Raw genomic sequence first — 22234 nt, forward strand, 5'->3', positions numbered from 1 at the left:
CTGGAGTACAGGCATGGCAGAAATGGTGTTGTCCCAGATCGCCAACGGGTTGGTGCTGGGGTTCCTCTACGTGTTGCTCGCGATCGGTCTGTCGATCATCTGCGGACTGCTTGGCATCGTCAACTTCGCGCACGGTGCGTTGTTCGCGCTTGGCGCGTACTTCGCCATTGCGCTGTCGATGCAGTTCGGCTGGGCTGCCGTGATCGTCGCGCCGATTCTCGTGGCGCTTGCGGGCATGCTGATCGAAGTGATTTTCATCCGGAGGCTGTACGGCAAGGAACCCTTGCTCGGGTTGATCGTGACGTTCGCGTTGTCGCTACTGCTCACCGCGCTGATTCGCCTCGTGTGGGGCGCGGGCGGTTTGCCGTTCAGCCCACCCGCTGCCCTCAGTGGTTTCCTCGTCTATGGGCCGCTGTTGATCACGAAGTACCGGCTGTTCGTTCTTGCCGCGACGGTCGCGATTCTGCTCGCGTTGTGGTGGTTCATGAAGTTCACGCCTTACGGACGCATCTTGCGCGCCGGCAGTCGCGATCCCGAGATGGTGGGTCTGCTCGGCATCGATCTGCCACGCGTGCTGACGGGTGCATTCGGCCTCGGCGCACTGCTCGCGGGTGCAGCGGGCGTGCTCGCCGCACCGCTTCTGACCGTTACGCCCAGCATGGCGACGGCCGCCGTGATGCCCGCCTTCGTGATTGTGACGATCGGCGGTCTGGGATCGTTTGCGGGTGCCGTCGTCGCGGGCCTGCTGGTCGGCGTGGTGACGTCGCTCGCCGTACAGTTCTTTCCTGAGGGGTCGTCGGTGGCGATGTATGTCCTGATGGCGATCGTGTTGCTCGTGCGTCCGCGCGGGCTGTTCGGCGAACGCTGGGAGCGCTTCGAATGAATGTGAAACTCTTGACCCGGCACCCCGTCGCGCTGCTGAGCGCGTGCCTCATCATCGTTTCGATCGCGCTGACGGCAAGCGGTACGCCGCTCGAACGCGCGACGCAGATAGCCATCTACACGCTCTACGGCATGGGGGTGAATCTGCTCGTCGCCTATACGGGTCTCGTGCCGTTCGGTGCATCGGTGTTCTTCGGCACGTCGACGTATCTGGTCGCGATTTCGCTGCAACGCATGATCGGCAATGAAATCGTTGCGCTCGCGGCGAGCGTGATTGTCACTGTCGTGATGGCCGCGTTGATCGGCGCGATCGTGCTCAAGCGACGCGGCTTGTACTTCTCGTTGCTCACGCTCGCCTGTTCGCAGATCGCGTTTGAAATCGCGTTCAAATGGACCGACGTGACGGGCGGCGAGAACGGTCTGCAAAACGTGCCGCGCCCGACCTTCGCGACGACCACGGGCTTTCATGTGTTCGCGTGTATCACGGTGGTCGCCGTAGCGTATGGCTTGTGGCGTCTGGTGCACGCGCCGTTCGGGCGTGCGTTGCAGGCGCTGCGCGACAACGAGCAGCGTGCCGCCAGTCTCGGCTATGACACGTATCGCCTCAAGCTGTATGCGTTCGTGATCTCGGCTGCTGTGATCGGTTATGCGGGCGGTCTGCTGTGTCTGATGCTGCAAGGCGCGTACGCGAACAACCTCAGTTGGGAACACGCGGGTGACAGCCTGCTGATGACGGTGCTAGGCGGTGTGCATCAGTTTCTCGGCCCGCTGTGGGGCGCGATTGCATTTATCCTGCTCGAAGACAAGCTGAGCAGCCTGACGGAGCACTGGTGGCTGATGTTCGCGCCGATCATCATCGCGTTCGCGTTCTTCTCGCCCGAAGGCATTCAGGGTCTCGCGCAACGCCTGTTGTGCCGGCCGCGCTGGACGCTCGTGCGCGACACCATTCCCGCTCGCCCCGAAGTGATCGCGCCGTACCGCGCGAGCCGCATCGACATGAATCCAGACACGCCGATTCTCAGCGTGCACGGGCTGTCGAAGCAGTTCGGCTCACTCGTGACCGCCGACAACATCGATCTCGACGTGTATCCGTACAAGCTGCACAGCTTCATCGGCCCGAACGGCGCCGGTAAGACGACGTTCTTCAACATGCTGACGGGCGTGCTGCCGCCATCGTCGGGCACCATCACCTTCGACGGCAACGACGTGACGCGACTCGCAATGTTCCGTCGCGTGCGGCTTGGCATGAGCCGCTCGTTCCAGATTCTCAGCGTGTTCCGCAATCTCACCGTGTTCGAGAACGTGCGCGTTGCCGTGCAGGCGGCGCAGCGTGAGCGGCTCGGCCTGTGGCGCGACGCGCATACGCTCGACAAACAGAATGCGCAGACGTGGTCGCTACTGTCGGCGGTCGGTCTTGTCGATCGCGCAGCGGCATCGTGCGAAAGCCTCTCGCACGGCGAACAGCGTCTGCTTGAAATCGCGCTCTCGCTCGCGACGCAAGCCCGCCTGCTGCTGCTCGACGAGCCGCTCGCGGGTCTCGCCGAAGCGGATCGCGCAATCGTCGCGCGTATCGTGCGTGAACTCGCTAATCATCACGCGGTGCTGCTGATCGAGCACGACATCGACCGCGTGCTGACAATCTCCGATCGCGTCAGCGTGCTGCATCGCGGTCACCTGATCGCAGACGGTTCGCCGGCCGATGTGGCTGCGCACCCCGAAGTGATCGAAGCGTACATGGGTCACGCAAAAGGCCAGCGTCCCGTCGATGCACGCCTCGCCGAACGCGTTGCGCACAAGCGCGACGCATCGGCGAACAGCCGCGTGCTTCTTCAAATGCAAAACGTGAAGGCGGGTTATGCGGGCAACACGATTCTCGACGGCATCGATCTCACGTTGCACGAAGGCGAAGTGATTGCAATTCTCGGCCGCAACGGCGTCGGCAAGACGACGGCGCTGCGCGCGGCAACGGGCGTTGCACAGATCAGCGCAGGCATGATCACGTTCGACGGACACGACATCACCGCCCGGCCGATGCACGAGATCAACCGGCTCGGCCTCGCGATGGTGCCCGAAGGCCGTCGCCTCTTTCCGAACCTGACTGTCTACGAGAATTTGCGGCTCGCTGCGCGCAAGGGCGGCGCGAGCGTCGACGAGATGTATGCGCTCTTTCCGCGGCTCGCGAATCGCAAGGACGTCCGTGCCGAGCATCTTTCGGGCGGGGAGCGTCAAATGGTGGCTATCGCGCGTGCGTTGATGGCGCCGGCGAAAGCGATTCTGCTCGATGAGCCGTTTGAAGGCCTCGCGCCTGCCGTCGTGCAGGAAGTGCTCGATGCCGTCGTGAAGCTGCGCGAGCGCGCAAGTGTGGTGATCGTCGAACATCAGGCAGATATGGTGTTGCCCATCGCGGACCGCGTGTATGTACTCGTCAATGGCCGCATCGCTTATGAAAACACGGCCGACGCGCTCGCTCAGGACAGCGCGACGCAGGCCAAACTTCTCGGCATCGTCCATGACGATGCCCGTTCTACTCTGGAGGTAAAAACAGCATGACCCAAGCAACTGCAACCCATGTCGCCGTATCGCTCGACGAGGGACTCAGCGGCGCGACGCGCGTGTACTTCATTGTCGGCGATCCGATCGCACAGGTGCGCTCGCCCAAAGGCGTAACGGCTGCACTGCGTGAAGCAGGGCGTGACGCGCTCGTGGTTCCCGCGCATGTCGGACCGGACGATCTCGCGGCATTCTTCGCCGGTGTCGCGCCGATGCGTAATGTCGATGGCGTGATCATCACCGTGCCGCACAAGTTCAGCGCGGCCGGCTTCTGTTCGACGCTGTCGGAAGAAGCTGCGTTTCTCGGCGCGGTGAACACGCTGCGGCGCACAGCCGATGGCGGCTGGCATGGCGGCATGTTCGACGGCACCGGCTTCGTCGCAGCACTCGAAGATGCAGGCTGCGATCTGCAAGGCAAACGCGCATTGCTGATCGGCGCGGGCGGCGCGGGCTCGGCGATTGGCCAGGCGCTCGTCAAAGCGGGCGTTGCGTCGCTCGACCTGCGCGACAACGATGCAGAGCGCACCGGTTCGCTCGTCAAGCGTCTCGCCGCGATGCAACGCGGTGCCGTGCAGGCCGCCACTGCCGATGTCGAAGCTGCATCGTATGACGTGGTCGTCAACGCATCGCCGATGGGCATGCGCGCCGACGATCCATTGCCCATCGATGTGTCGCGTCTGCCCTCTTCCACTTTCGTCGGCGACGTCGTCACCAAGCCGCCGCTCACGCCGTTCATCGAAGCGGCGCGCGCGCGAGGCTGCAAGACCGTCACGGGCACGCAGATGTTCGGGCGCGTGTGCGACCGCATGGTCGAGTTTCTGCTCGACGCGAAAGCATGAGCGGTGCGCAGCAGGTCGCCGTCGTCACGGGCGGCGCCGGCGGCATTGGCCGCGCGATTGCGGCGCGGCTGCAACGCGACGGCCTGCGCGTCGCGGTGTGGGATCTCGATGCGCGCGCAGCGCGTGAAGCCGCTGACGCGCTTTCCAATGGCAGGGACAACGCGGTCATCGGCGTGCATGCAGACGTGACGGACGAAGCCTCCGTCGCGGCCGCGCTGAACACGACGCTCGACCGCTTCGGTGCGATGCACGTGCTGATCAACAGCGCAGGCATGACAGGCCCGATCGCAACCGTCGCCGACAGCGCGCTCGATGCATGGCAGCGCTGCATCGACGTCAATCTGCGCAGCGTGTTCCTGTGCTCGCGCGCCGCCGTCAAGCCAATGCTCGCTGCGGGCTTCGGCCGCATCGTCAATCTCGCGTCGATTGCGGGCAAGGAAGGCAATGCGTCGATGTCCGCGTATTCGGCGGCCAAAGCCGGTGTGATCGCGTTCACGAAGTCGATGGGCAAGGAACTGGCGCTCACGCCGGTGCGCGTGAATTGCATCGCGCCCGCCGTGATCGAAACGCCCCTGCTGCAACAGATGCCCCCCCGACGCGCTCGCTGCGAGTCTCGCGAAGATTCCGATGCAGCGCGCGGGCACTGCCGACGAGGTCGCGAACCTCGCCGCATGGCTGGCATCGGATGAATGCTCGTTTTCGACGGGCGCGACGTTCGATCTGTCAGGCGGACGCGCGACCTATTGACGTCTGTTCGGACACAACACCATCACTACCACAAAAGAAGGAGCAGCACAGGAGATGAAGCGCAGCAACGAATTCAAACAACTTGCGCTCGGCGCCGCCATGTTCGCCGCAATGCCCGCATTCGCGCAGAGCAGCGTGACCTTGTATGGCGTCGTGGATACCGGCATCGCGTATCAGAACAGCCAGACGACGTTGGGCTCGACGGCACATGGCCATTCCGCCGTCAAGATGGTGACGGGCGTGTGGGCCGGCAGCCGCTTTGGCCTCAAAGGCGCCGAAGATCTGGGCAGCGGCACAAAAGCGATTTTCACGCTTGAATCAGGCATCAATTCGACGACGGGCACGCAGCAGTACACCAATGCGATGTTCGGGCGGCAATCGTGGGTCGGGTTCACCAATCCCGAGTACGGCTCGCTCACGTTCGGACGCCAGTACGCGTCTTACTACCAGTTGCTTTCGCCGTACAGCCCGACGAACTGGCTGACGGGTTTCTTCGGCGCACACCCAGGCGATATCGACGGACTCGACACCATCTACCGTGCGAACAATACGATCGAATATACGTCGCCCAAACTCTACGGCTTTACGTTCAGCGGTTCGTATTCGCTCGGCGGCGTGGCAGGCAGCCTCAACAGCGGCTCGACATGGGCGGGTGCGATCCAGTACGCGAACGGACCGATCGGCCTCGCAGTCGGCTTCTCGCGCATCAACAACTCGACGACGGGCGGCGGTGCATTCGGCGCGGATTCGACCACGTCGAACAACGGCGCTCAGGCGGGTGTATCCGCGCTGACGAACGGCTATCAAACGGCGCAGGCGCAACAGCGCTTTGCCGTGGGCGGCAGCTACACGTTCAACAGCGCGTGGGATGTGTCCGCCACCTACTCCAATGTGCAATACATTCCGGGCATCGGATCGAAGTTCACCGACGCCGCCATCTTCAACACGGGCGGCATCGTCCTGCACTGGAAGCCCGCTGTCACATGGGACTTCGGCGCAGGCTACAGCTACACGCGTGCAACGAAGGCCAACGGCATCACGAGCGCGTCGCAATATCAGCAGTTCAACCTGTCCCAGTACTACGCGTTGTCCAAGCGCACTGGCTTCTATGCGCTGGAAGCGTATCAGCACGCGAACGGCAAGACGCTGGGCACAGCGGGCGCCGGTCAGATCATCGACGCAACCGCCACGCTCGGCGACGGCTTCAATTCCGCGCCCTCGTCCACCCGTAACCAGTTCGCGGCGGGCGTCGGGATCGTGCACCGGTTCTGACGGACTTCATCAACGCTGGAATCCTGAATCGGCAGTTTGCTGGAACATAATTCCACTTATAATTATAATGGAATCTTATTCCACATGCTCTTCGGACCGCTCGCACGAAGCCGGGCCGCCCGTGAAGCACGGAAAGGCGACAAGGCATCGGAGGAGACATTGGACATGAATTCAGACAGCAACATCCATTGGGACGAAGAAGTCGACGTGCTGGTGTTCGGCGCGGGCGCGGCAGGCATGACGACGGCGCTGATCGCGCATCACGAAGGACTGGACGTGCTGCTGTGCGAAAAAACGGATGCCGTCGGCGGCATCACGTCGACGTCGGGCGGCACGACCTGGGTGCCGGGCACCCAATTGAGCGTCGATGCAGGCGTGCCCGACAGCGTCGACGACGCACGGCGTTTTCTACGTTCGGTGGTGGGCGAACGCGGCGGCGATGAAGCACGCGAGGCCTTTCTGCAAAGCGGCCCGCTCGCCATCGATGAATTGCAGCGCATCAGCGACGTGAAGTTCGTCGCAGCGGCCGCGCATCCGGACTATGTGACGGGACCCGGTGCGGCCTTCGGCGGGCGAGCACTCGCACCCGTGCCATTCGACGCGCGTGTGCTGGACAAGGATTTCTCACGGGTGCGCCCGCCGCGCAAGGAGTTCATGGGCCTTGGCGGGATGATGGTCAATCGCAGCGACCTCGGTGCGCTGCTCAATCCGTTCGCGTCGGTGAGCAATTTCAGGCGCACTGTCGAAGTGGTCGGACGCTATGTAATCGACCGCATGCGGTTTGCGCGCGGCACGCAACTCGTGATGGGCAATGCGCTCGCCGCCCGGCTTTTCTACAGCCTGCGCAAGCGCGGCGTGGCCGTGCGCTTCGAAACGCCGCTCATCGAACTGGTTCGCGAGCAAGGGTGCGTGACGGGCGCGGTGGTCGGGTCGCGCGATGGCAAGCAGCGGCGCATCCGCGCGCGTCGCGCAGTCGTGCTGGCCACGGGCGGCGTCACGCGGCATCCGGCGCTGCGCAAGCAGTTGTTTCCTGTTGCTGCCCAACCGCTATCGCTCTCTCCCGACACGCACACAGGCGACGGCGTCAGCAGCGCGCTGGCTATCGACGCACGGCTCGAAAACGGCGGCGACAGCCCCGGTCTGTGGATGCCCTGCTCGATTCGCCGTTCGCCGAACGGCGACGACAGCGTGTGGCCGCACATCATTCTCGATCGCGCGAAGCCTGGGCTGATCGCGGTGAACAGCCGGGGCGAGCGATTCGTCAACGAGTCCAACTCGTACCACGATTTCGTGATGGGCATGCTGCGCGACGACGGCAACGGCAACGGCACCAGCGTACCGGCGCATCTGATTGTCGATGCAGGCTTTATCCGCGAATACGGTTTGGGACTGTTGATGCCGGGGCGTAGCCGCGCGCGCATCGCAGCGTTCGAGCGCGCCGGCTATCTGGTCAAGGGCGACACGCTCGCCGCACTGGCGACGAAGTTGAATGTGAACGCGGCGGGGCTCGCGGGTACGGTCGAGCGCTATAACCGCGATGCCGCATTGGGCAACGACCCGGCATTCGGCCGCGGCTCGAGCCCGATGAGCCGCTTCAATGGCGACCCGATGCAGAAGCCCAATCCGTGCATCCGCCCGCTGGACAAAGGCCCGTACTACGCCGTCACCGTTTGGCCCGCCGACCTCGCGTGCAGCGCGGGACTGGGTGGCACGGCCAACGGTGAAGTGCTCGATGCGAACGGCAACGTGATTCCGGGCCTCTTCGCGTGCGGCAACGATCTCGCTTCGATCTTTCGCGGCATGTATCCGGGGCCGGGCACGACGTTAGGCCCCGCCATCGTGTTCGGATGGCGCGTGGCGAAGTTCATCGCGGGCAAGCTCAGCGACGACACGCCGACAAGCCACACGCGCGCCGATGTGTGCACCAGCGAGTCGCGTTGAGCCATAATCGGCGGCGACCAGCGCAGTGGTAATCAATCCGCTCCAGATCGCGGCGTCTGGACGCCTAATGCGAGGAGCCCAAGCCTCCATCGTGATGCATCGTCCAGCTCCATGCACGTTTTGTCCGGCTTAACGTCGTCTCTGTCCATTGAGGGAAACGCGGGGCAGGCTCTACATTGGCGTCACACAACCCACCGGGGCGTTGCGATTAGCAAGCTTATCTCGCACGCCCTCCGCCCGGGCGCACCGCCAGCGATGCGGTATGTCCGAGCGGCTCTAGAGGAGACGCCGCCATGCCCCATCAGATCACCCTCCGTTTCGAAGACGGAGTGACCCGCTTCATCGAATGCGAGGAGGAAGAGCGCGTCACCGATGCCGCCATTCGCGCCAGAATCAATATCCCACTCGATTGCCGTGACGGTGTATGTGGCACCTGCAAGGCGGTTTGCGAATCCGGCGAGTACGTTCTGGGCGACTGCGTGGAGGACGCGCTTAGCCCGGAGGAAGCGAGCACCCGCAAGGTTCTCACTTGTCAGATGAGCCCACGTTCCGACTGCGTGATCCAGATCGCCACCAGCTCCGATGTCTCGGGTACTGGCCCGTCTTCGCACAGGGGACGAATCGTCAGCTGCCAACGAGCGTCGGACAGCACGATCGCTTTCTCGGTCGAACTCGACAACCGCGCCGATCTCACCTTCCTTCCTGGGCAGTACGTCAACATCAGGGTGCCCGGCACCGATCAGACGCGGTCCTACTCCTTCAGCTCGGGGCCGTCCGAACCGCACCTGTCCTTCCTTGTGCGCAATGTGCGTCAAGGCGCGATGTCGACCTGGCTCTGCGACAACGCCAAAGCGGGAGACCCGATTGAATTTCGCGGCCCGATGGGGAGCTTCTACCTGCGCGCCATCGAGCGGCCGGTGCTGTTTCTGGCGGGTGGCACGGGCCTCGCGCCGTTCCTCTCGATGCTGGACAAGATCGTCGAGGACGGCGGCAGCCCTTATCCGGTTCACATGATACTGGGTGTGAACAGCGACGAGGATCTGGTTGCCATCGACCGGCTCGACCTCTATGCGCAACGCCTGCCGAACTTCACCTATGCCTGCACCGTCGCCAGCCCCGCCAGTGCCCATGTCAACAAGGGCTATGTGACCCACCACATCAGTGCCGCCCAGCTCAACGATGGCGATGCGGATGTCTACCTCTGCGGGCCGCCGCCGATGGTTGATGCCGTGCGCACGTTTCTCCTGTCCGAAGGACTGACGCCGCGCAATTTCTATTATGAGAAGTTCGCCGGAACCGGCCTGGTGGTTCAGACCGGCGATGAGCGCATCGCGCCTGTTGATGTCGATGAAGCGTTCGACCTGCGCATGGCGCTCGAACTGGGAGCGGCGCAGCTGACCATGGGCCGGCTGTCGAGCGCGCAACTGATCGACTTCCGCCAGCTCGCCGAAGCGACGGCATCGTTCGTGTCCGGACGGCGCTTTACCGATGTTCGCCGCTACATCGAGGCGAATCACGCCTTCCACATGTTCACAGTGGAAGCTTCCGGAAACGCCCAACTGATCGCGCGCTACCGGGAACTGGCCGTGCAGGACTACATCGCTCGCGCGCTGACCGACCGGATCGAGATCGTCGGCGATATCGTCCAGCAGCACCGTGACATTGTCGCCGCCTTCGAATTGGGCGACCTGAACGCGGCGCGTGACGCGATCGCGCTGCATGCACGCCACTCCAAGGCCACGATGAGCCGGGCGCTGGAGCACATGACGCGGGACAACACCGTGCCCATCGTCGCCGCGCCGCCCGCTCCTTCGCCTGCCGTGCCGCAAAGCGCGCCGCAGATCTGTCCATTCGCGGCCACGACGCTTCCGCCGTATTCACATGAACTGGACTGGCCCGAAGGGCTGGAACCGTTCAAGGTGGTCGATGACGGATCGCAAGGCGACCCTTACGAGCACTACCGATGGATGCGGGAGCATGCGCCGGTGCTGCGTTGCCAGTCGGCGACTTCGGACGTGTGGTTCCTCTCGCGCTATGACGACGTCTACCAGGCGATCCGCAACCCGAAGCTGTTTTCCTCCGAGGTCGTCAGCCCGCCGCCCCTGACGTTCCTGACGCTGTTCGATGCGCCCGACCATTCGCGGTTGCGCAAGGTCGTGCAGCCGTCCTTCCTGCCGTTGTCGCTCGATCCTTTCGTCGAGCAGATCGCACAAAGGGCGGAAGATCTGCTCGACGCGATGATTGCCAGAGGCGGCGGTGATGTCGTCGACGATTTCGCTATCCCGCTCAGCATCTCGACCATCTCCACGATGATCGACGTGCCGAACGAGGATGAGGAAAAGATGAAGTTCTGGTCGGACGAGACCTTTAGCTACTTCGGGCGCCTCGCCCGCAATGCGCCGGGAACCGGCACCGACGAGCAGAGCGCACATGCTTTCTTCGCGTACCTGAAGGAGGCGATGGAGCGGCTCGCGCTTACCGACAGCCAGTCAATCGGCGGGCATATCGCGCGCATGTGGAAGGACGGGCTACTTTCGGAAAAGGAAGCGAAGGAACTGTGCGCATTCGTCTTCATCGCCGGGCACGACACGACAACTATCCTTGTCGCCAACGCCTTTCGCATGTTCACCGAACAGCCGGATCTGCTCGGACGGATCCGCGAAAACCCCGCCGACGCCGACCGTTTCGTCGAGGAGGTGGCGCGCTATCGCGGCACCGTCCAGCGTGTGAGCCGCATCACCACCGAGGCGACCACGGTCGCGGGCGTCGATCTGCCCAAGGGCGCGGTCGTGCGGTTGCTGCTGTCGGCTGCGAACCGCGACAGCCGCAAGTTTGCCGAGGGCGAGACCTTCGACATCGACCGCGATACCAACGGCCATCTGGGTTTCGGCAACGGCATGCATAAATGCCTTGGCGCGCCGCTTGCCAAGCTGGAGACGCTGATCGCGACGAAGGCTCTGGCCCGCAAGATCGGCGATATCGCCCTCGATCCGGCAAGACCGATCGAGTACGTGCGGGGCAACAACCTGACCAACTCCGGACCGGAGCATCTGTTCGTGAAGCTCGGTGGTTTATCGGCATGAACCGGATCAAGGGGCGAGGCCGGGTCAGCCCGCTCTCCCCTTTGCAGGCGGCAAGGATCGATCGTGAGCCGCAGCGCGGTATTCGGTTGGCCGAAGTCCCGTCTGCTTGCGAAAGAAACGCCCGAAATACGCCTCGTCCTGAAATCCCAGTTCACTGGCGATCTGCTTCACGCTGAGCGTCGAATAACCGAGTAGCCGCTTGGCCTCATGGATCGAACGTGCATCGATGGCCTCGATCGCCGAGACACCGAAGGTGGCACGGCAGATACGCGAGAGCTGGCCGGTGCTCACGCCCATTTCGTCGGCATAGCTCGCGACCGGCCGCCGCTCACGGCAATGGCGGTCGAGCAAGGCCCGGAAGCGCTCGATGCGCGCAGCCATTGACCGCTGCTCGGAACTGGCCGAAAGCCGGGCGCTCTCGCTGAGGCGCCCGATCTTGACGAACAGGGCGATCGTCAATGCCGCGCCCGCGGTGAACTGCCAGCGCTCGTGGCTCTCCGCCTCATGCCCAATCGATTGGAACAACGTGTCCAGAGGCGTGCCGCGCTCGACGTCGGGATCGATCGACAGCACCGTCGGCGTGCGTATGAATTCCAGCAACTCGGGTGCGGCCGTCATCGCCAGCGATTCCAGCGCAGACTGCGCGGCCGTGATCACGTGACCGTCGATGTCGCTGCGGAAGTGAAAGCCGTGGACCGAGCGAGCTGGCACGACGATCAGGCATGGCGCAACGACCGCCCAGGTCTTGCCGTCGATGAAGGTCTCGCCGCCCCCGGCGGTGACGTAGAGCACCTGGATCAACGCGTCATGAACGTGCGGCTTGATGTCGAAGTCGAAGCGGCCGGCCCGCAGGGGAATGCGCTCGTAGTGGACCATGTCGACCCACGGCTGGTCGGCTTCCGCGCCATAGAGCGCGAAATGAAGAACGGTCCGGCGGCGCTGCTGGTCATTGGCCATGATGCACGTTATGTCCTGCTATATGTGATCTCTGTCCATTGTTCCATAGGCGCTTGAGGCGTTCAATGGCGATACAGATTTCCGTTAAACGCAATCGCATGAACAACTTTAGGAGAGTTAACCGGATGGGACAGGAACTCGACGATCGCGCAGTTGCCTCGAGCGCGCACTGGCTGAACCTGAATGGACAGATCTGCGTGGTCACGGGCGCGGGCAGTGGCATTGGTGCCGGCATCGCGCGTGCCTTCGCGGATGTCGGCGCACATGTGGCGCTTGTGGACCGGAATCTTTCCGGCGCTGAAGCGGTTGCCGCCGAACTTCGCGAAGCCGGTGCCGTGGCGCAAGCAATCGGCTGCGACGTGTCGGACGAAGCCTCGGTCGCCGCAGCTGCGAGCGAGGTTCGCGCAGTGCTCGGGCCGGCCAGCGTGCTCATCAACAATGCAGGACTTCTGCGCGCCGGACCGCTCGAGACGGTCTCGATCGAGGACTGGAACCAGGCCATCGCCGTGAACCTGACCGGCTATCTTCTGTGTGCCCGCGCTTTCGGACGCGACATGCTGGCGACGGGCAAAGGCAGCATCGTCCATGTTGCCTCGATTGCGGCACTCAGTCCGCAAACCAACAGCGGTTCCTATAGCCCGAGCAAGGCGGGCGTACTGCTGCTCTCGCGGCAGTTGGCAGCGGAATGGGGGCCACGCGGCGTGCGCAGCAACTGCGTGCTGCCTGGCATGATCCGCACCGCGCTGTCCGCGAAGTTCTACGAGGAGCCCGGCTTCGAGGCTCGCCGCGCCGCCGCCACCGCGAGCCGCCGCATCGGCGAGCCGCAGGATCTTGCCGGGCCTGCCCTGTTCCTCGCCTCCGATCTGGCTGCTTACGTCAATGGCGCGGAAGTGCTGGTTGACGGCGGGCTCGATTGCATGCTGATGGACATGGTGCCGCGGCCCGGTTTCAACGCCACCAAGGCTGCGTAAGCCGCATCACACCATAACGACAAGGAGACTGGACATGTCCAATGAGATCACGTGCGATCTGGTCGTAGTCGGATCGGGCGCCGCGGGCCTCGCTACCGCGATCACTGCAAGGAAGCGCGGCCTCGATGTCATCGTGCTCGAAAAGGAGCCTGTTTTCGGCGGTACTACCGCGCTATCGGGCGGCGTCTTGTGGATTCCGTTAAGCAAATATGGCCGGCAGCAGAATCCGGCTGACACCGTCGAACGCGTGCGCGAATACATGAAGAGCGAGACCGGTAACAACTACGATGCCGCTGCCGTCCAATGCTTTATCGAAAACGGCCCGAAAATGGTCGAGTTCTTCGAGCGCGAGACTGAGATGAGGTTCGTGCCGACGCTCTATCCGGACTATCACCCGGATGCGCGAGGCGGCGTCGACATCGGCCGCTCGATACTCGCCGCGCCTTATGACATTCGCGCGCTGGGCAAGGACATGCGCCGCCTCAAGCCGCCGCTGGAGACGATCACTTTCATGGGGATGATGTTCAATTCCTCGAACGCGGACCTCAAGCATTTCTTCCGCGCCACCCGGTCCATTGCTTCGTTCTTCTATGTGGTCCGGCGTCTGGCCACGCACATCAAAGAACTCGCGCTTTACCGGCGGGGGATCAACGTAACGAGCGGCAACGCGCTCGCCGCGAGGCTCGCGAAATCGGCGCTGGCGATCGACATTCCCATCCTCACTTCGACCCCCGTGAAGGAACTGCTGAGCGAGGACGGTAAGGTGGTCGGTGTACGCGCGGCCGCTACGGACGGCGACCTTTGCATCGTCGCCCGGCATGGTGTCGTACTGGCGTGCGGCGGCTTCCCGCATGATCTCAAGCGCATCGCGCAGGTCTATCCGCATGTGAAGCGTGGCGGCGAACATCTCTCGCCCACGCCAGTCGGTAATACGGGCGACGGGCTGACCATGGCGGAAAAAGTGGGTGGCGCCGTGAAGGTCGGCTTCGCCGATGCGTCTGCGTGGATGCCTGTATCAAACGTGCCGTTAGGCAAGGGACGCACGGGGGTCTTCCCGCATCTGCTCGACCGCTACAAGCCCGGCGTGATCGGCGTATTGCGTAACGGCCGGCGCTTCACCAATGAATCGAACTCCTACCACGACGTCGGCGCGGCGCTGATGCGCGCCTGCGAGGGTGAACGGGAGACAGCAATGTGGCTGGTCTGCGACAAGGTGGCGCTCGACAAGTATGGGCTCGGCTATGCCAAGCCCGCGCCGATGCCGGTGGGGCCATTGCTGCGCAAAGGCTACCTCATAAAGGGCAAAACCATCATCGAGCTGGCCCGCAATTGCGGGATTGCTCCCGATGCGCTCGAGATGACGATCTCTGCCTACAACCGCGATGCCGTGCGCGGGGAAGACCCCGCGTTCCATCGCGGTCGCACCTCCTTCAACCGCTATCTTGCCGATCCGGACAACAAGCCCAACCCTTGCGTTGCGCCGATCGCGACCGGCCCCTTCTATGCGGTGAAGGTAGTGATGGGCGATCTCGGCACGTTCGACGGCCTCAGGACGAGCGTCACGGGCGAAGTGCTGCGCGCCGACGGCAGTCAGGTCGAGGGTCTTTACGCGGTCGGCAATGACCGGCGCAGCGTGATGGGCGGCAACTATCCGGGCGCAGGCATCACCCATGGACCCAATATGACTTTCGGCTATGTCACCGGCAACGCCATCGCGACCAAAGCCATGGCCCACAAAGAGAAGGTGCCCGCATGAGTACCCGCCCGATGTTTCTGGCAAAGCCCCTCGTGGACTTCAGGGTCTACACCATCGCGCCTCGCAAGATGCCAGAGTTTCTGGAGGTGTTTGACAGGCTCGCCATGCCGGTCCTGCGCGAGACGCTTGGACACCCGCTCGGCTTCTGGACAAGTCTGGTCGGGCCGCAGAATCAGTTCACCCACCTGTGGGGATATGACGATCTGGCAGACTATGAACGGCGGTGCATGGCACGCGATACGCATCCCGATTTCCCGGGCTATCTGAAGGCATCGGGCCATCTGATCACAGCACAGGAGACGCGGCTCATTCGTGCTGCCGCGCTGATCCGCGCTCCAGAGTAAGCCGACGCTCGCGTGTGTTTTGCTGTTGGTCGACAACCCACGCGAACCGGTCCGATAAGCGAGGCCTCACACCTTATCGTCGAACAATGCCGAGACGAAAGACTTGTGTCGAGTAAAAGCACATCTAGAATTATTGCCGCACATCGACGGCGCGAACGAACCGCCGAGCTTTCCGTCGACTTCTGTCACGCTGCCAACAAAACTGCTTACGGCGTTCCCTGTCCTCGCAACAAACTCCATTTCGACAGATTCCAACGCGAGCAGACCATAGTCGCGATCACTTGCGATCTGATGGCGACGACGAAACGCGCCGACGATCAATAGTAGAACATGCTCCGCTATTCCAAGCGGTAATACACCCTCTCTCTCGAGCTCGCATAAATGCTGTACACACAAAGGAGTGATCGGATCAGCCGATGAAGCAACAACTCTCGTGACAACTCGCTGAAAAGCGCTCGAAAATCGGTCGGGAAGTAGCTCGCCAATCAGGAATCCTGGCAAGGCTTCCGGTTGATCTGCATGGGAGTACATCTGTTTCATTACACCCATACCATCGAGTTCGGCAGTCCCTTCAAACCGGTAGCCTAACGAACCGATGATGCGGGTAATGGCAGTTTCGCGGAGTGGCAATGCACCGTTCAAGCGAGCGCGGACGGTATGCAGACAAGAATGGTGAAGAAAAATCCGCTTTCCCTTCTTGACCAACTCGAGCAATGCCGATCGCCCCTCTATCGAGTCCATCAGCAGGTCGTCGAACAGTACGACTTGCAAGGCCATTGCAAGCTCCGACCTCGTGATCGATCCAGATTCCCAATCATTCAGAAACGACGGGAAGTCTATCGTTTGCAGCGCGCGCTCGGCTTTAACCGGTCCTATCGCATAGACGAGGAGTCGTTCGATATTACGGTTTGCAATACCAAGGCACCTGGCGAAACTTTTCTTCATTCGAAGAACGCTACCATCATGGCGAGCATGCAATTTGGCGGATGGAGCGTCATTCGAAATATCACAACCGCCTACCTCGCATGACGCTCAGTTTATCGCTTTGAGAGCCTGCTCAATATCTTCGATGAGCTCGTTCACCGGCTCGATTCCGATCGAGAACCGGATGAGATTATGCGGAACTGCACTCTCGGGTCCCTCGACCGAAGCACGATGCTCGACAAGACTTTCGACGCCACCCAGAGAGGCTCCGATAAGGATCACGTTCAACGCACAACAAACTTTTCTGGCTTGCTCTGCGTTTCCTTTGATAAGCATCGACATCATGCCGCCGAAACCGTGCGTCTGCTGCCGCTTGGCGACATCATGTCGGGGGTGGCTTTCAAGACCAGGATAAAGAACCGCGTCGATGAGCGGATGGCTGCTGAAGTGGCGAGCAATTTCCAATGCGTTTCTCGATGCTCGCTCGAAGCGCACAAACAACGTTCGCATACCACGGATCAGGAGCCACGCCTCGAAAGCACCCAGCACAGCTCCAGAAAGGTTCCGGATGACATTGATCTCTTCCCAACGATCATCGAGTTCCTTCGTAATGAGAACACCGCCGAGGACATCACTGTGACCGTTCAGATACTTCGAAACTGAGTGAAACACAATATCCGCGCCATGCTCGAGCGGTTTCTGCGTAACCGGTGGCGAAACACTGCCATCGACACACAGAATTCCACCTACCGCGTGCACAGCGGCCGCAGCGTCGGCGATGTCGATCACATCCCAAGTCGGATTCACCGGAGATTCAATCCATAGCAGCGCCGTATTCTCACGGATCGATGCGCGCAATGCATTCGGGTCCGCCTGGTCGAAGAAAGACAGCTCAATGCCACGCCGGTCAGCGATCCGTCGCATCCATTTTTGCGCCCCGTGGTACATAACCTTCGGCGCCAGAATGTGTTGTCCCGAGCGCAGCGTCTCGAAAACCGCGGTACACGCCGCAAGGCCAGAACCAAAGATTCGAGCTTGTTTCCCACCGTCGAGCTTGGCGAGCATATTCTCCGCCTGGATACAGGTCGGGTTCCCATAACGACCATATCGGATCTCGCCGATCAACTCATAGTTCTCGTCACGGGCAAACGTCGTGGATGTGTGGATCGGGGGTACGACGGCACCGGTCTTTTCGTCAATGAAATGGTCCGACTGAACGACGATCGTGGTGTCTGAACGACGCGCTTCCATAAACTCTGTCCTCTGAATCAAATATCGTTATTGCAACGGAGCGGCAGTTAATCGCCGTCAATCGCGAAAATCGCCTCGATCTCGACCGCTATACCGCCCGGCAGCGACGAAGCGCCCATCGCAGTTCGCGAATGCTTTCCTCGCTCACCGAGCACCTCAAGGAACAGCTTCGAGCATCCGTCAATTACTTTCGGGTGATCCTCAAAGGCGGCGTCGGCGTTAACCATTCCGTGGATTTTCACAACTCGCACAATCTTGTCGAGATCGCCGATCGCACGCTCAGCCGTGGCGAGTAACTGCAAACCGATTGTCTGCGCGTCTCGATACCCATCCTCGACGCTATACGTGTCCCCGAGCCGCCCCTTTCGTAATGTGTTGTCGACGTTTCGCGCCCCTTGCCCAGACATGAAGAAAAGGTTTGCAACCTTACTGTACGGCTCGCAACTTGCATTACCGCGATTCAGATCAGGCAGTGAAAAACCCAACGACTCCAGTCTCTTTCGTGTTTGACTCACGTCTTTTTAACTCCTCAGTATCGTCAGCGCTACGCCAGGAGTGGCCACATAGGGTGGACGCGGCAGGCGGCTAACCGCAGACGGCATCCACCTGGTCCGCGTTTCGCACGAGGCGTCCTGACGACAGGGATCGCATCTGCGCACCTCTTACGCCAATTATTCAAAGTCTCGACGATCGCGTAAAGCGTGAATAAGTCGCAACGTAATGAGTTTCCGGAATCCCACTCCGACATGGCGTGGTATCCACCCGCCTGGCGCGACGATTTTTCGAAGGAATGGCCCAGCGTTAGACCGGACGCAGGCTCCCCGGGTGCAGACCCCACGACCGCGCCTTAAGAGCCCGCTCCATTCCAAACAATCATGACGTGATACCAAAGTATCGATTTCGACTGGTTTAATGTGCACTTAGCCTAGCTCCACGACGAATCGTCTTTCGTCGCAAACGGAGCAGATGCCGCGTCCAGGCCACATGTACCTAAAGACACGTGCAATGCTCTTGAACGTCGATTAATCGAGACGCCGTATCCTGTCTACCAAAGACAAACGCGACCGTCTCGCAATTTAAACGCACTAGGTCGAGATATGAGACACCTGACTTCGAAATGGCTCTGCATGACGATAGCGCTCTGCGCGAGCGCTGTCGCTAACGCGCAAACTCAAACCGTCAAGATCGGATTTTCGGGTCCGATGACAGGCGCTCAGGCGATGTATGGCAAGGACTACCAGTCCGGGGTGTTGCTGGCCATCGACGATTTCAACGCGACTCACCCCAAGGTCGACGGAAAGGTTACGACGTTCGTGCTTGATTCTGCGGACGACCAGGCAGACCCCAAAACCGGCACAATTGTGGCACAACGCCTGGTAGACGACGGTATCAAGGGAATGCTGGGACACTTCAATTCCGGCGTGACAATTCCCGCCTCTGCGATCTACTCCCGCGCGGGGATTCCGCAAGTATCAGTCGCCACCGCTCCGGCGTATACGCGACAAGGTTTTAAGACCACCTTCCGTATGATGACCTCTGACACCCAGCAGGGCGGAGTGGTCGGACGGTACGTCGTAGAAAAAATGCACGCAAAACGGATTGCCATTGTCGACGACCGGACCGCTTACGGACAAGGGCTCGCCGAGGAGTTCGAAAAATCGGTCAAGGCCGCCGGTGGCAATATCATCGATCATCAATATACGACGGACAAGGCAACTGATTTCAAGTCGATCCTGACTGTACTGAAGAGCAAGAACCCAGATTTTATCTACTACGCGGGTGCGGATTCGCAGTCTGCGCCTATGCTCAAGCAGGCTCGTAGCCTCGCTATGTCCGCCCTGTTTGCTTCCGGTGAAATGTCGAAGACCGAAAATTTTATCAGGGTGGCCGGCGCAGCCGCCGATGGAGCCATCGTATCTCTGGCTGGCCTTCCTCTTGAACGCATGCCCGGAGGTAGCGGTTTCACCCGGCGATACGAGGCGAAATTTGGTGAAAAGCCCACCACCTACGCGCCCTACAGTTACGACGGCGCCATGGCGCTGATGAAGTCAATGGTCGATGCGAACTCCTCAGACCCGTCAACTTATCTGCCGAAGCTCGCCAGGATCGGCATGAAAGGTGTGACAACCGACCACTTCTCGTATGATCAGTACGGAGACCTGCGAGACGCGGTGGTCACGGTGTATAAGTGCGAACACGGTGCGTGGGTACCCTTGGACGTGATCAGTTCAAGTTCCTGAATGCCGTGACGGGCGGCTCATGCACAATACCAGTTGTCCGCAGGTCGCCCATCAGCGATATTTTCTCATTCGGTATATTTTTACACCGCATTGAGGAGTCCCATGGCAATCCCCAGAAGGTTTCTACCTCCAACCGCGATGCTCGCGGCATTCGAGGCCGCTGCGAGAACCGGCAGCTTCACCCAGGCAGGGGTCGAACTCAGCCTCACACAGAGTGCTGTAAGCCGCCAGATCAGGGCTCTCGAAGAGCGACTCGGCGCGGACCTCTTCGTACGGGAACGACAGGCTGTCAAGCTCACTGAGGCCGGACTGAGTTATGCGCGAGAGATCCGCGAAGCCTTAAAGCATATCGGGGATGCATCGATGGCAGTACGGGCGAGCCCACGTGCGGCCTCTCTGAATCTCGCGGTGCTTCCCGCGTTTGCATCTCGTTGGCTCATACCCAGACTTCCGTCATTCCTTGCTGCCAACCCAGACGTCACCATCAACTTTTCGACACGCCTGGCGCCCTTCGAATTTGCGGCAGAACCGTTTGACGCCGCTATCCACTTCGGTCATCCCGCGTGGATGGGCGCCGAATCCATTCCTTTGATGGGTGAAACCGTGGTTGCTCTAGCGGGCCGTGTTTTTCTGGAGCGTCATCAGTTCGCATCCCCCGAGGACCTTCTGTCGGCCCCTCTGCTTATTTTGCGTAGTCGGCCGGACGCGTGGGAGAGGTGGTTTCTCGCGAACGGCGTGTACTACGACTCCGTGAACGGACCGCTTTTCGATCAATTCGATTCCATGGCCTCCGCTGCGAAGGCGGGGGTTGGGGTTGCGCTGCTGCCCGCGTTTCTCTTTGAGGAAGAAGTGACTCGTGGCGAGCTTGTCCCCCTCTTCGATAAACAGACACCATCTGATGATTCTTACCACCTCGTTTGGCCTCACAGCCGACGTGACAATCCTACGATGATCCTCTTTCGTAACTGGCTCGAACACGAATCGAGATCTCTACCTACGATGCCGCATGAGCACGGACCCGATCCCTATCCGGCGCGCTCAAGGAAACGTTCTGGCAACTAGAAGTCACTTCACACCATCATGATGGAATGACATTCCTGACTGACATGACCTCGTACATATAAGTCTCTTTGAGCGGCGATCGTCTATCGGTATCGTGCTTTAAGTCGATCCTCAAGGAGTTTTTCAGTCATGTCTGCTACGAACGAGACCCATGGTCTATGGGAAGCGACCGCAACGGGTGCGCCCTCCACTTCACGTCTGCGCGGTCAATTGACGGCAGATGTAGCAGTGATCGGGGGCGGTATCACCGGACTCTCGACAGCATTACATCTCGCGGAACAGGGAGCCAAGGTTATTGTCGCGGAATCATATGGTATTGGTTTCGGTGGCTCTGGTCGGAATGTCGGGTTGGTCAATCCGGGAATGTGGGTTAAGCCTGACGACATCTGCGCGGAACTCGGCGAGGAAGATGGCGAGCGCCTGATCACCACCCTCGGCGCAGCGCCGAGCCTGGTGTTTGACATCATCTCCCGCCATCAGATCGATTGTGAAGCCGTCCGGAATGGAACACTTCATTGTGCCGTCGGAAAGGCAGGCCTACGCGAGATTGAGGATCGCGAAGCCCAATGGCGCCGACGTGGCGCACCCGTCCGGCTACTGGATGCTGGAGAAACGGCCCGACGAACGGGTAGCACTGCGTTTGCAGGTTCGCTGCTAGACGAACGAGCGGGTACGATACAGCCGCTGTCGTATGTTCGGGGACTGGCACGTGCGGCCGAAACAGCCGGAGCACAGATCTTCACCAACACTACAGTCGACAGCGCGGAGCGCGCCGGCGACCGATGGAAACTCGGGACTCAAGGCGGATCGATCACGGCAGATTGGGTCATCACTGCGACTAACGCTTACTCCGGTTCACTTTGGCCAGCGCTGCAGAACGAGATCATCCCGCTATTCTACTTTCAGTGCGCCACTGCCTCGCTGCCAGACGAATTGCGCCGCGTGATACTCGCCAACCGCGAGGGACTCATCTGCACGCGGACCGTCATCACCTCGCTGCGAACCGATGCGGCAGGGCGTTTGATCTTCGGAAGCCTTGGAGCATTGCGGAACGTTGGATCGGCTGTACACGCCGCCTATGCGAAACGCTCAATCGAACGAATGTTTCCGGCGCTACGCGATGTGCAATTCCAATACGAATGGTTCGGCAAAATCGCCATGACCCCGAGCCACCTTCCGCGATATCACGAACTGGATCGGCAGGTGATCGGCTTTCACGGCTATAACGGCCGCGGCATCGGCACAGGAACGGTTTTTGGAAAAATGATGGCAGGACGGATTCTCAACCCCAATCTGGAGCTCCCGCTAAAAGCTACCCTCCCCCAGTACGCATCGATGCGTAGATTAAGAGCGGGTTACTATGAAGCTGGATCGGTGTTGGCACACCTTCTTTGAGTTCCCACCGTTCTGATCCT

16 protein-coding genes and 1 pseudogene are annotated in these 22234 nt (G+C 61.0%); 13 read left to right on the forward strand and 4 right to left on the reverse strand.

Annotated features, from left to right (window positions below; genetic code table 11):
• The first annotated feature begins 13 nt into the window (after nucleotides 1–13).
• The 7 genes and pseudogenes from H3V53_RS07555 (at nucleotide 14) to benC (ending at nucleotide 11314) form a co-directional block, all read left to right on the forward strand.
• Complete coding sequence (locus H3V53_RS07555; RefSeq protein WP_054921762.1) at nucleotides 14–883, forward strand: ABC transporter permease subunit; 870 nt, start codon at nucleotides 14–16, stop codon at nucleotides 881–883.
• A complete protein-coding gene (locus H3V53_RS07560) occupies nucleotides 880–3432 on the forward strand; it encodes a branched-chain amino acid ABC transporter ATP-binding protein/permease (RefSeq protein ID WP_336597425.1) in 2553 nt (850 codons plus the stop codon). The genes H3V53_RS07555 and H3V53_RS07560 overlap by 4 nt, the downstream gene beginning before the upstream one ends.
• The gene (locus H3V53_RS07565) at nucleotides 3429–4271 is read left to right on the forward strand and encodes a shikimate dehydrogenase family protein (RefSeq protein WP_336597426.1); all 843 of its coding nucleotides are present in this window, start codon (nucleotides 3429–3431) and stop codon (nucleotides 4269–4271) included. Before H3V53_RS07560 ends, H3V53_RS07565 begins: the two co-directional genes overlap by 4 nt.
• Nucleotides 4268–5018, forward strand: a pseudogene (locus tag H3V53_RS07570) (SDR family oxidoreductase). The gene H3V53_RS07565 and the pseudogene H3V53_RS07570 overlap by 4 nt, the downstream one beginning before the upstream one ends.
• Nucleotides 5019–5072: 54 nt before the next feature.
• Nucleotides 5073–6290, forward strand: a complete 1218-nt coding sequence (locus tag H3V53_RS07575; protein WP_336597427.1) for a porin — start codon at nucleotides 5073–5075, stop codon at nucleotides 6288–6290.
• Nucleotides 6291–6455: 165 nt separating this feature from the next.
• Entirely contained in the window at nucleotides 6456–8231 is a 1776-nt protein-coding gene (locus H3V53_RS07580) for an FAD-dependent oxidoreductase (protein ID WP_336597428.1), read from the forward strand.
• 293 nt (nucleotides 8232–8524) lie between these two features.
• Entirely contained in the window at nucleotides 8525–11314 is a 2790-nt protein-coding gene (benC, locus tag H3V53_RS07585) for a benzoate 1,2-dioxygenase electron transfer component BenC (RefSeq protein WP_336597429.1), read from the forward strand.
• Between the two features lie 24 nt (nucleotides 11315–11338).
• On the opposite strand, the gene H3V53_RS07590 is transcribed toward benC, so the two are convergent.
• Nucleotides 11339–12271: a helix-turn-helix domain-containing protein gene (locus tag H3V53_RS07590; protein ID WP_054921749.1), complete on the reverse strand. Its 933-nt coding sequence runs from the start codon at nucleotides 12269–12271 to the stop codon at nucleotides 11339–11341.
• Nucleotides 12272–12396: 125 nt separating this feature from the next.
• Here H3V53_RS07590 and H3V53_RS07595 point away from each other — a divergent pair, with 125 nt between their 5' ends.
• The 3 genes from H3V53_RS07595 to H3V53_RS07605 are packed head-to-tail and all read left to right on the forward strand — an operon-like array spanning nucleotide 12397 to nucleotide 15342.
• Entirely contained in the window at nucleotides 12397–13242 is an 846-nt protein-coding gene (locus H3V53_RS07595; RefSeq protein WP_336597511.1) for an SDR family NAD(P)-dependent oxidoreductase, read from the forward strand.
• A gap of 34 nt (nucleotides 13243–13276) precedes the next feature.
• Nucleotides 13277–14998 (forward strand): FAD-dependent oxidoreductase, encoded by a 1722-nt coding sequence (locus H3V53_RS07600; protein ID WP_336597430.1) that lies wholly within the window; start codon nucleotides 13277–13279, stop codon nucleotides 14996–14998.
• The gene (locus tag H3V53_RS07605) at nucleotides 14995–15342 is read left to right on the forward strand and encodes an NIPSNAP family protein (protein WP_336597431.1); all 348 of its coding nucleotides are present in this window, start codon (nucleotides 14995–14997) and stop codon (nucleotides 15340–15342) included. Before H3V53_RS07600 ends, H3V53_RS07605 begins: the two co-directional genes overlap by 4 nt.
• 66 nt (nucleotides 15343–15408) lie before the next feature.
• Here the strand turns inward: H3V53_RS07605 and H3V53_RS07610 are convergent, their stop codons facing one another.
• From H3V53_RS07610 to H3V53_RS07620, 3 genes are all read right to left on the reverse strand, one after another.
• A complete protein-coding gene (locus tag H3V53_RS07610; protein ID WP_336597432.1) occupies nucleotides 15409–16287 on the reverse strand; it encodes a VOC family protein in 879 nt (292 codons plus the stop codon).
• Between the two features lie 87 nt (nucleotides 16288–16374).
• Nucleotides 16375–17517, reverse strand: a complete 1143-nt coding sequence (locus H3V53_RS07615) for a trans-sulfuration enzyme family protein (RefSeq protein WP_336597433.1) — start codon at nucleotides 17515–17517, stop codon at nucleotides 16375–16377.
• A 47-nt stretch (nucleotides 17518–17564) separates the two neighbouring features.
• Nucleotides 17565–18002: a RidA family protein gene (locus H3V53_RS07620; RefSeq protein WP_336597434.1), complete on the reverse strand. Its 438-nt coding sequence runs from the start codon at nucleotides 18000–18002 to the stop codon at nucleotides 17565–17567.
• A gap of 612 nt (nucleotides 18003–18614) precedes the next feature.
• Here H3V53_RS07620 and H3V53_RS07625 point away from each other — a divergent pair.
• The 3 genes from H3V53_RS07625 to H3V53_RS07635 all read left to right on the forward strand — a co-directional run bounded on the left by H3V53_RS07625 (nucleotide 18615) and on the right by H3V53_RS07635 (nucleotide 22214).
• Nucleotides 18615–19757, forward strand: coding sequence for a branched-chain amino acid ABC transporter substrate-binding protein (locus H3V53_RS07625; protein ID WP_419539454.1), 1143 nt, complete (start codon nucleotides 18615–18617; stop codon nucleotides 19755–19757).
• 102 nt (nucleotides 19758–19859) lie between these two features.
• Nucleotides 19860–20819 carry a LysR family transcriptional regulator gene (locus H3V53_RS07630; protein WP_336597436.1) on the forward strand — a complete coding sequence of 320 codons (960 nt, stop codon included), beginning with the start codon at nucleotides 19860–19862 and terminating at the stop codon, nucleotides 20817–20819.
• Nucleotides 20820–20948: 129 nt separating this feature from the next.
• The gene (locus H3V53_RS07635; RefSeq protein ID WP_336597437.1) at nucleotides 20949–22214 is read left to right on the forward strand and encodes an NAD(P)/FAD-dependent oxidoreductase; all 1266 of its coding nucleotides are present in this window, start codon (nucleotides 20949–20951) and stop codon (nucleotides 22212–22214) included.
• The last annotated feature ends 20 nt before the right edge of the window (nucleotides 22215–22234 follow it).

The sequence above is a fragment of the Paraburkholderia bengalensis genome, from assembly GCF_037126505.1.
Lineage (GTDB): Bacteria > Pseudomonadota > Gammaproteobacteria > Burkholderiales > Burkholderiaceae > Paraburkholderia > Paraburkholderia bengalensis.

Excerpts from the sequence above, each read along its gene's own strand:
- H3V53_RS07590 (WP_054921749.1), bottom strand. The coding sequence starts at position 12,271 with ATGGCCAATGACCAGCAGCGCCGCCGGACCGTTCTTCATTTCGCGCTC.
- H3V53_RS07615 (WP_336597433.1), bottom strand. The coding sequence starts at position 17,517 with ATGGAAGCGCGTCGTTCAGACACCACGATCGTCGTTCAGTCGGACCAT.
- H3V53_RS07600 (WP_336597430.1), top strand. The coding sequence starts at position 13,277 with ATGTCCAATGAGATCACGTGCGATCTGGTCGTAGTCGGATCGGGCGCC.
- H3V53_RS07560 (WP_336597425.1), top strand. The coding sequence starts at position 880 with ATGAATGTGAAACTCTTGACCCGGCACCCCGTCGCGCTGCTGAGCGCG.
- H3V53_RS07630 (WP_336597436.1), top strand. The coding sequence starts at position 19,860 with ATGGCAATCCCCAGAAGGTTTCTACCTCCAACCGCGATGCTCGCGGCA.
- H3V53_RS07580 (WP_336597428.1), top strand. The coding sequence starts at position 6,456 with ATGAATTCAGACAGCAACATCCATTGGGACGAAGAAGTCGACGTGCTG.
- H3V53_RS07575 (WP_336597427.1), top strand. The coding sequence starts at position 5,073 with ATGAAGCGCAGCAACGAATTCAAACAACTTGCGCTCGGCGCCGCCATG.
- H3V53_RS07555 (WP_054921762.1), top strand. The coding sequence starts at position 14 with ATGGCAGAAATGGTGTTGTCCCAGATCGCCAACGGGTTGGTGCTGGGG.
- H3V53_RS07565 (WP_336597426.1), top strand. The coding sequence starts at position 3,429 with ATGACCCAAGCAACTGCAACCCATGTCGCCGTATCGCTCGACGAGGGA.
- benC (WP_336597429.1), top strand. The coding sequence starts at position 8,525 with ATGCCCCATCAGATCACCCTCCGTTTCGAAGACGGAGTGACCCGCTTC.
- H3V53_RS07625 (WP_419539454.1), top strand. The coding sequence starts at position 18,615 with ATGAGACACCTGACTTCGAAATGGCTCTGCATGACGATAGCGCTCTGC.
- H3V53_RS07610 (WP_336597432.1), bottom strand. The coding sequence starts at position 16,287 with ATGAAGAAAAGTTTCGCCAGGTGCCTTGGTATTGCAAACCGTAATATC.
- H3V53_RS07605 (WP_336597431.1), top strand. The coding sequence starts at position 14,995 with ATGAGTACCCGCCCGATGTTTCTGGCAAAGCCCCTCGTGGACTTCAGG.
- H3V53_RS07635 (WP_336597437.1), top strand. The coding sequence starts at position 20,949 with ATGTCTGCTACGAACGAGACCCATGGTCTATGGGAAGCGACCGCAACG.
- H3V53_RS07595 (WP_336597511.1), top strand. The coding sequence starts at position 12,397 with ATGGGACAGGAACTCGACGATCGCGCAGTTGCCTCGAGCGCGCACTGG.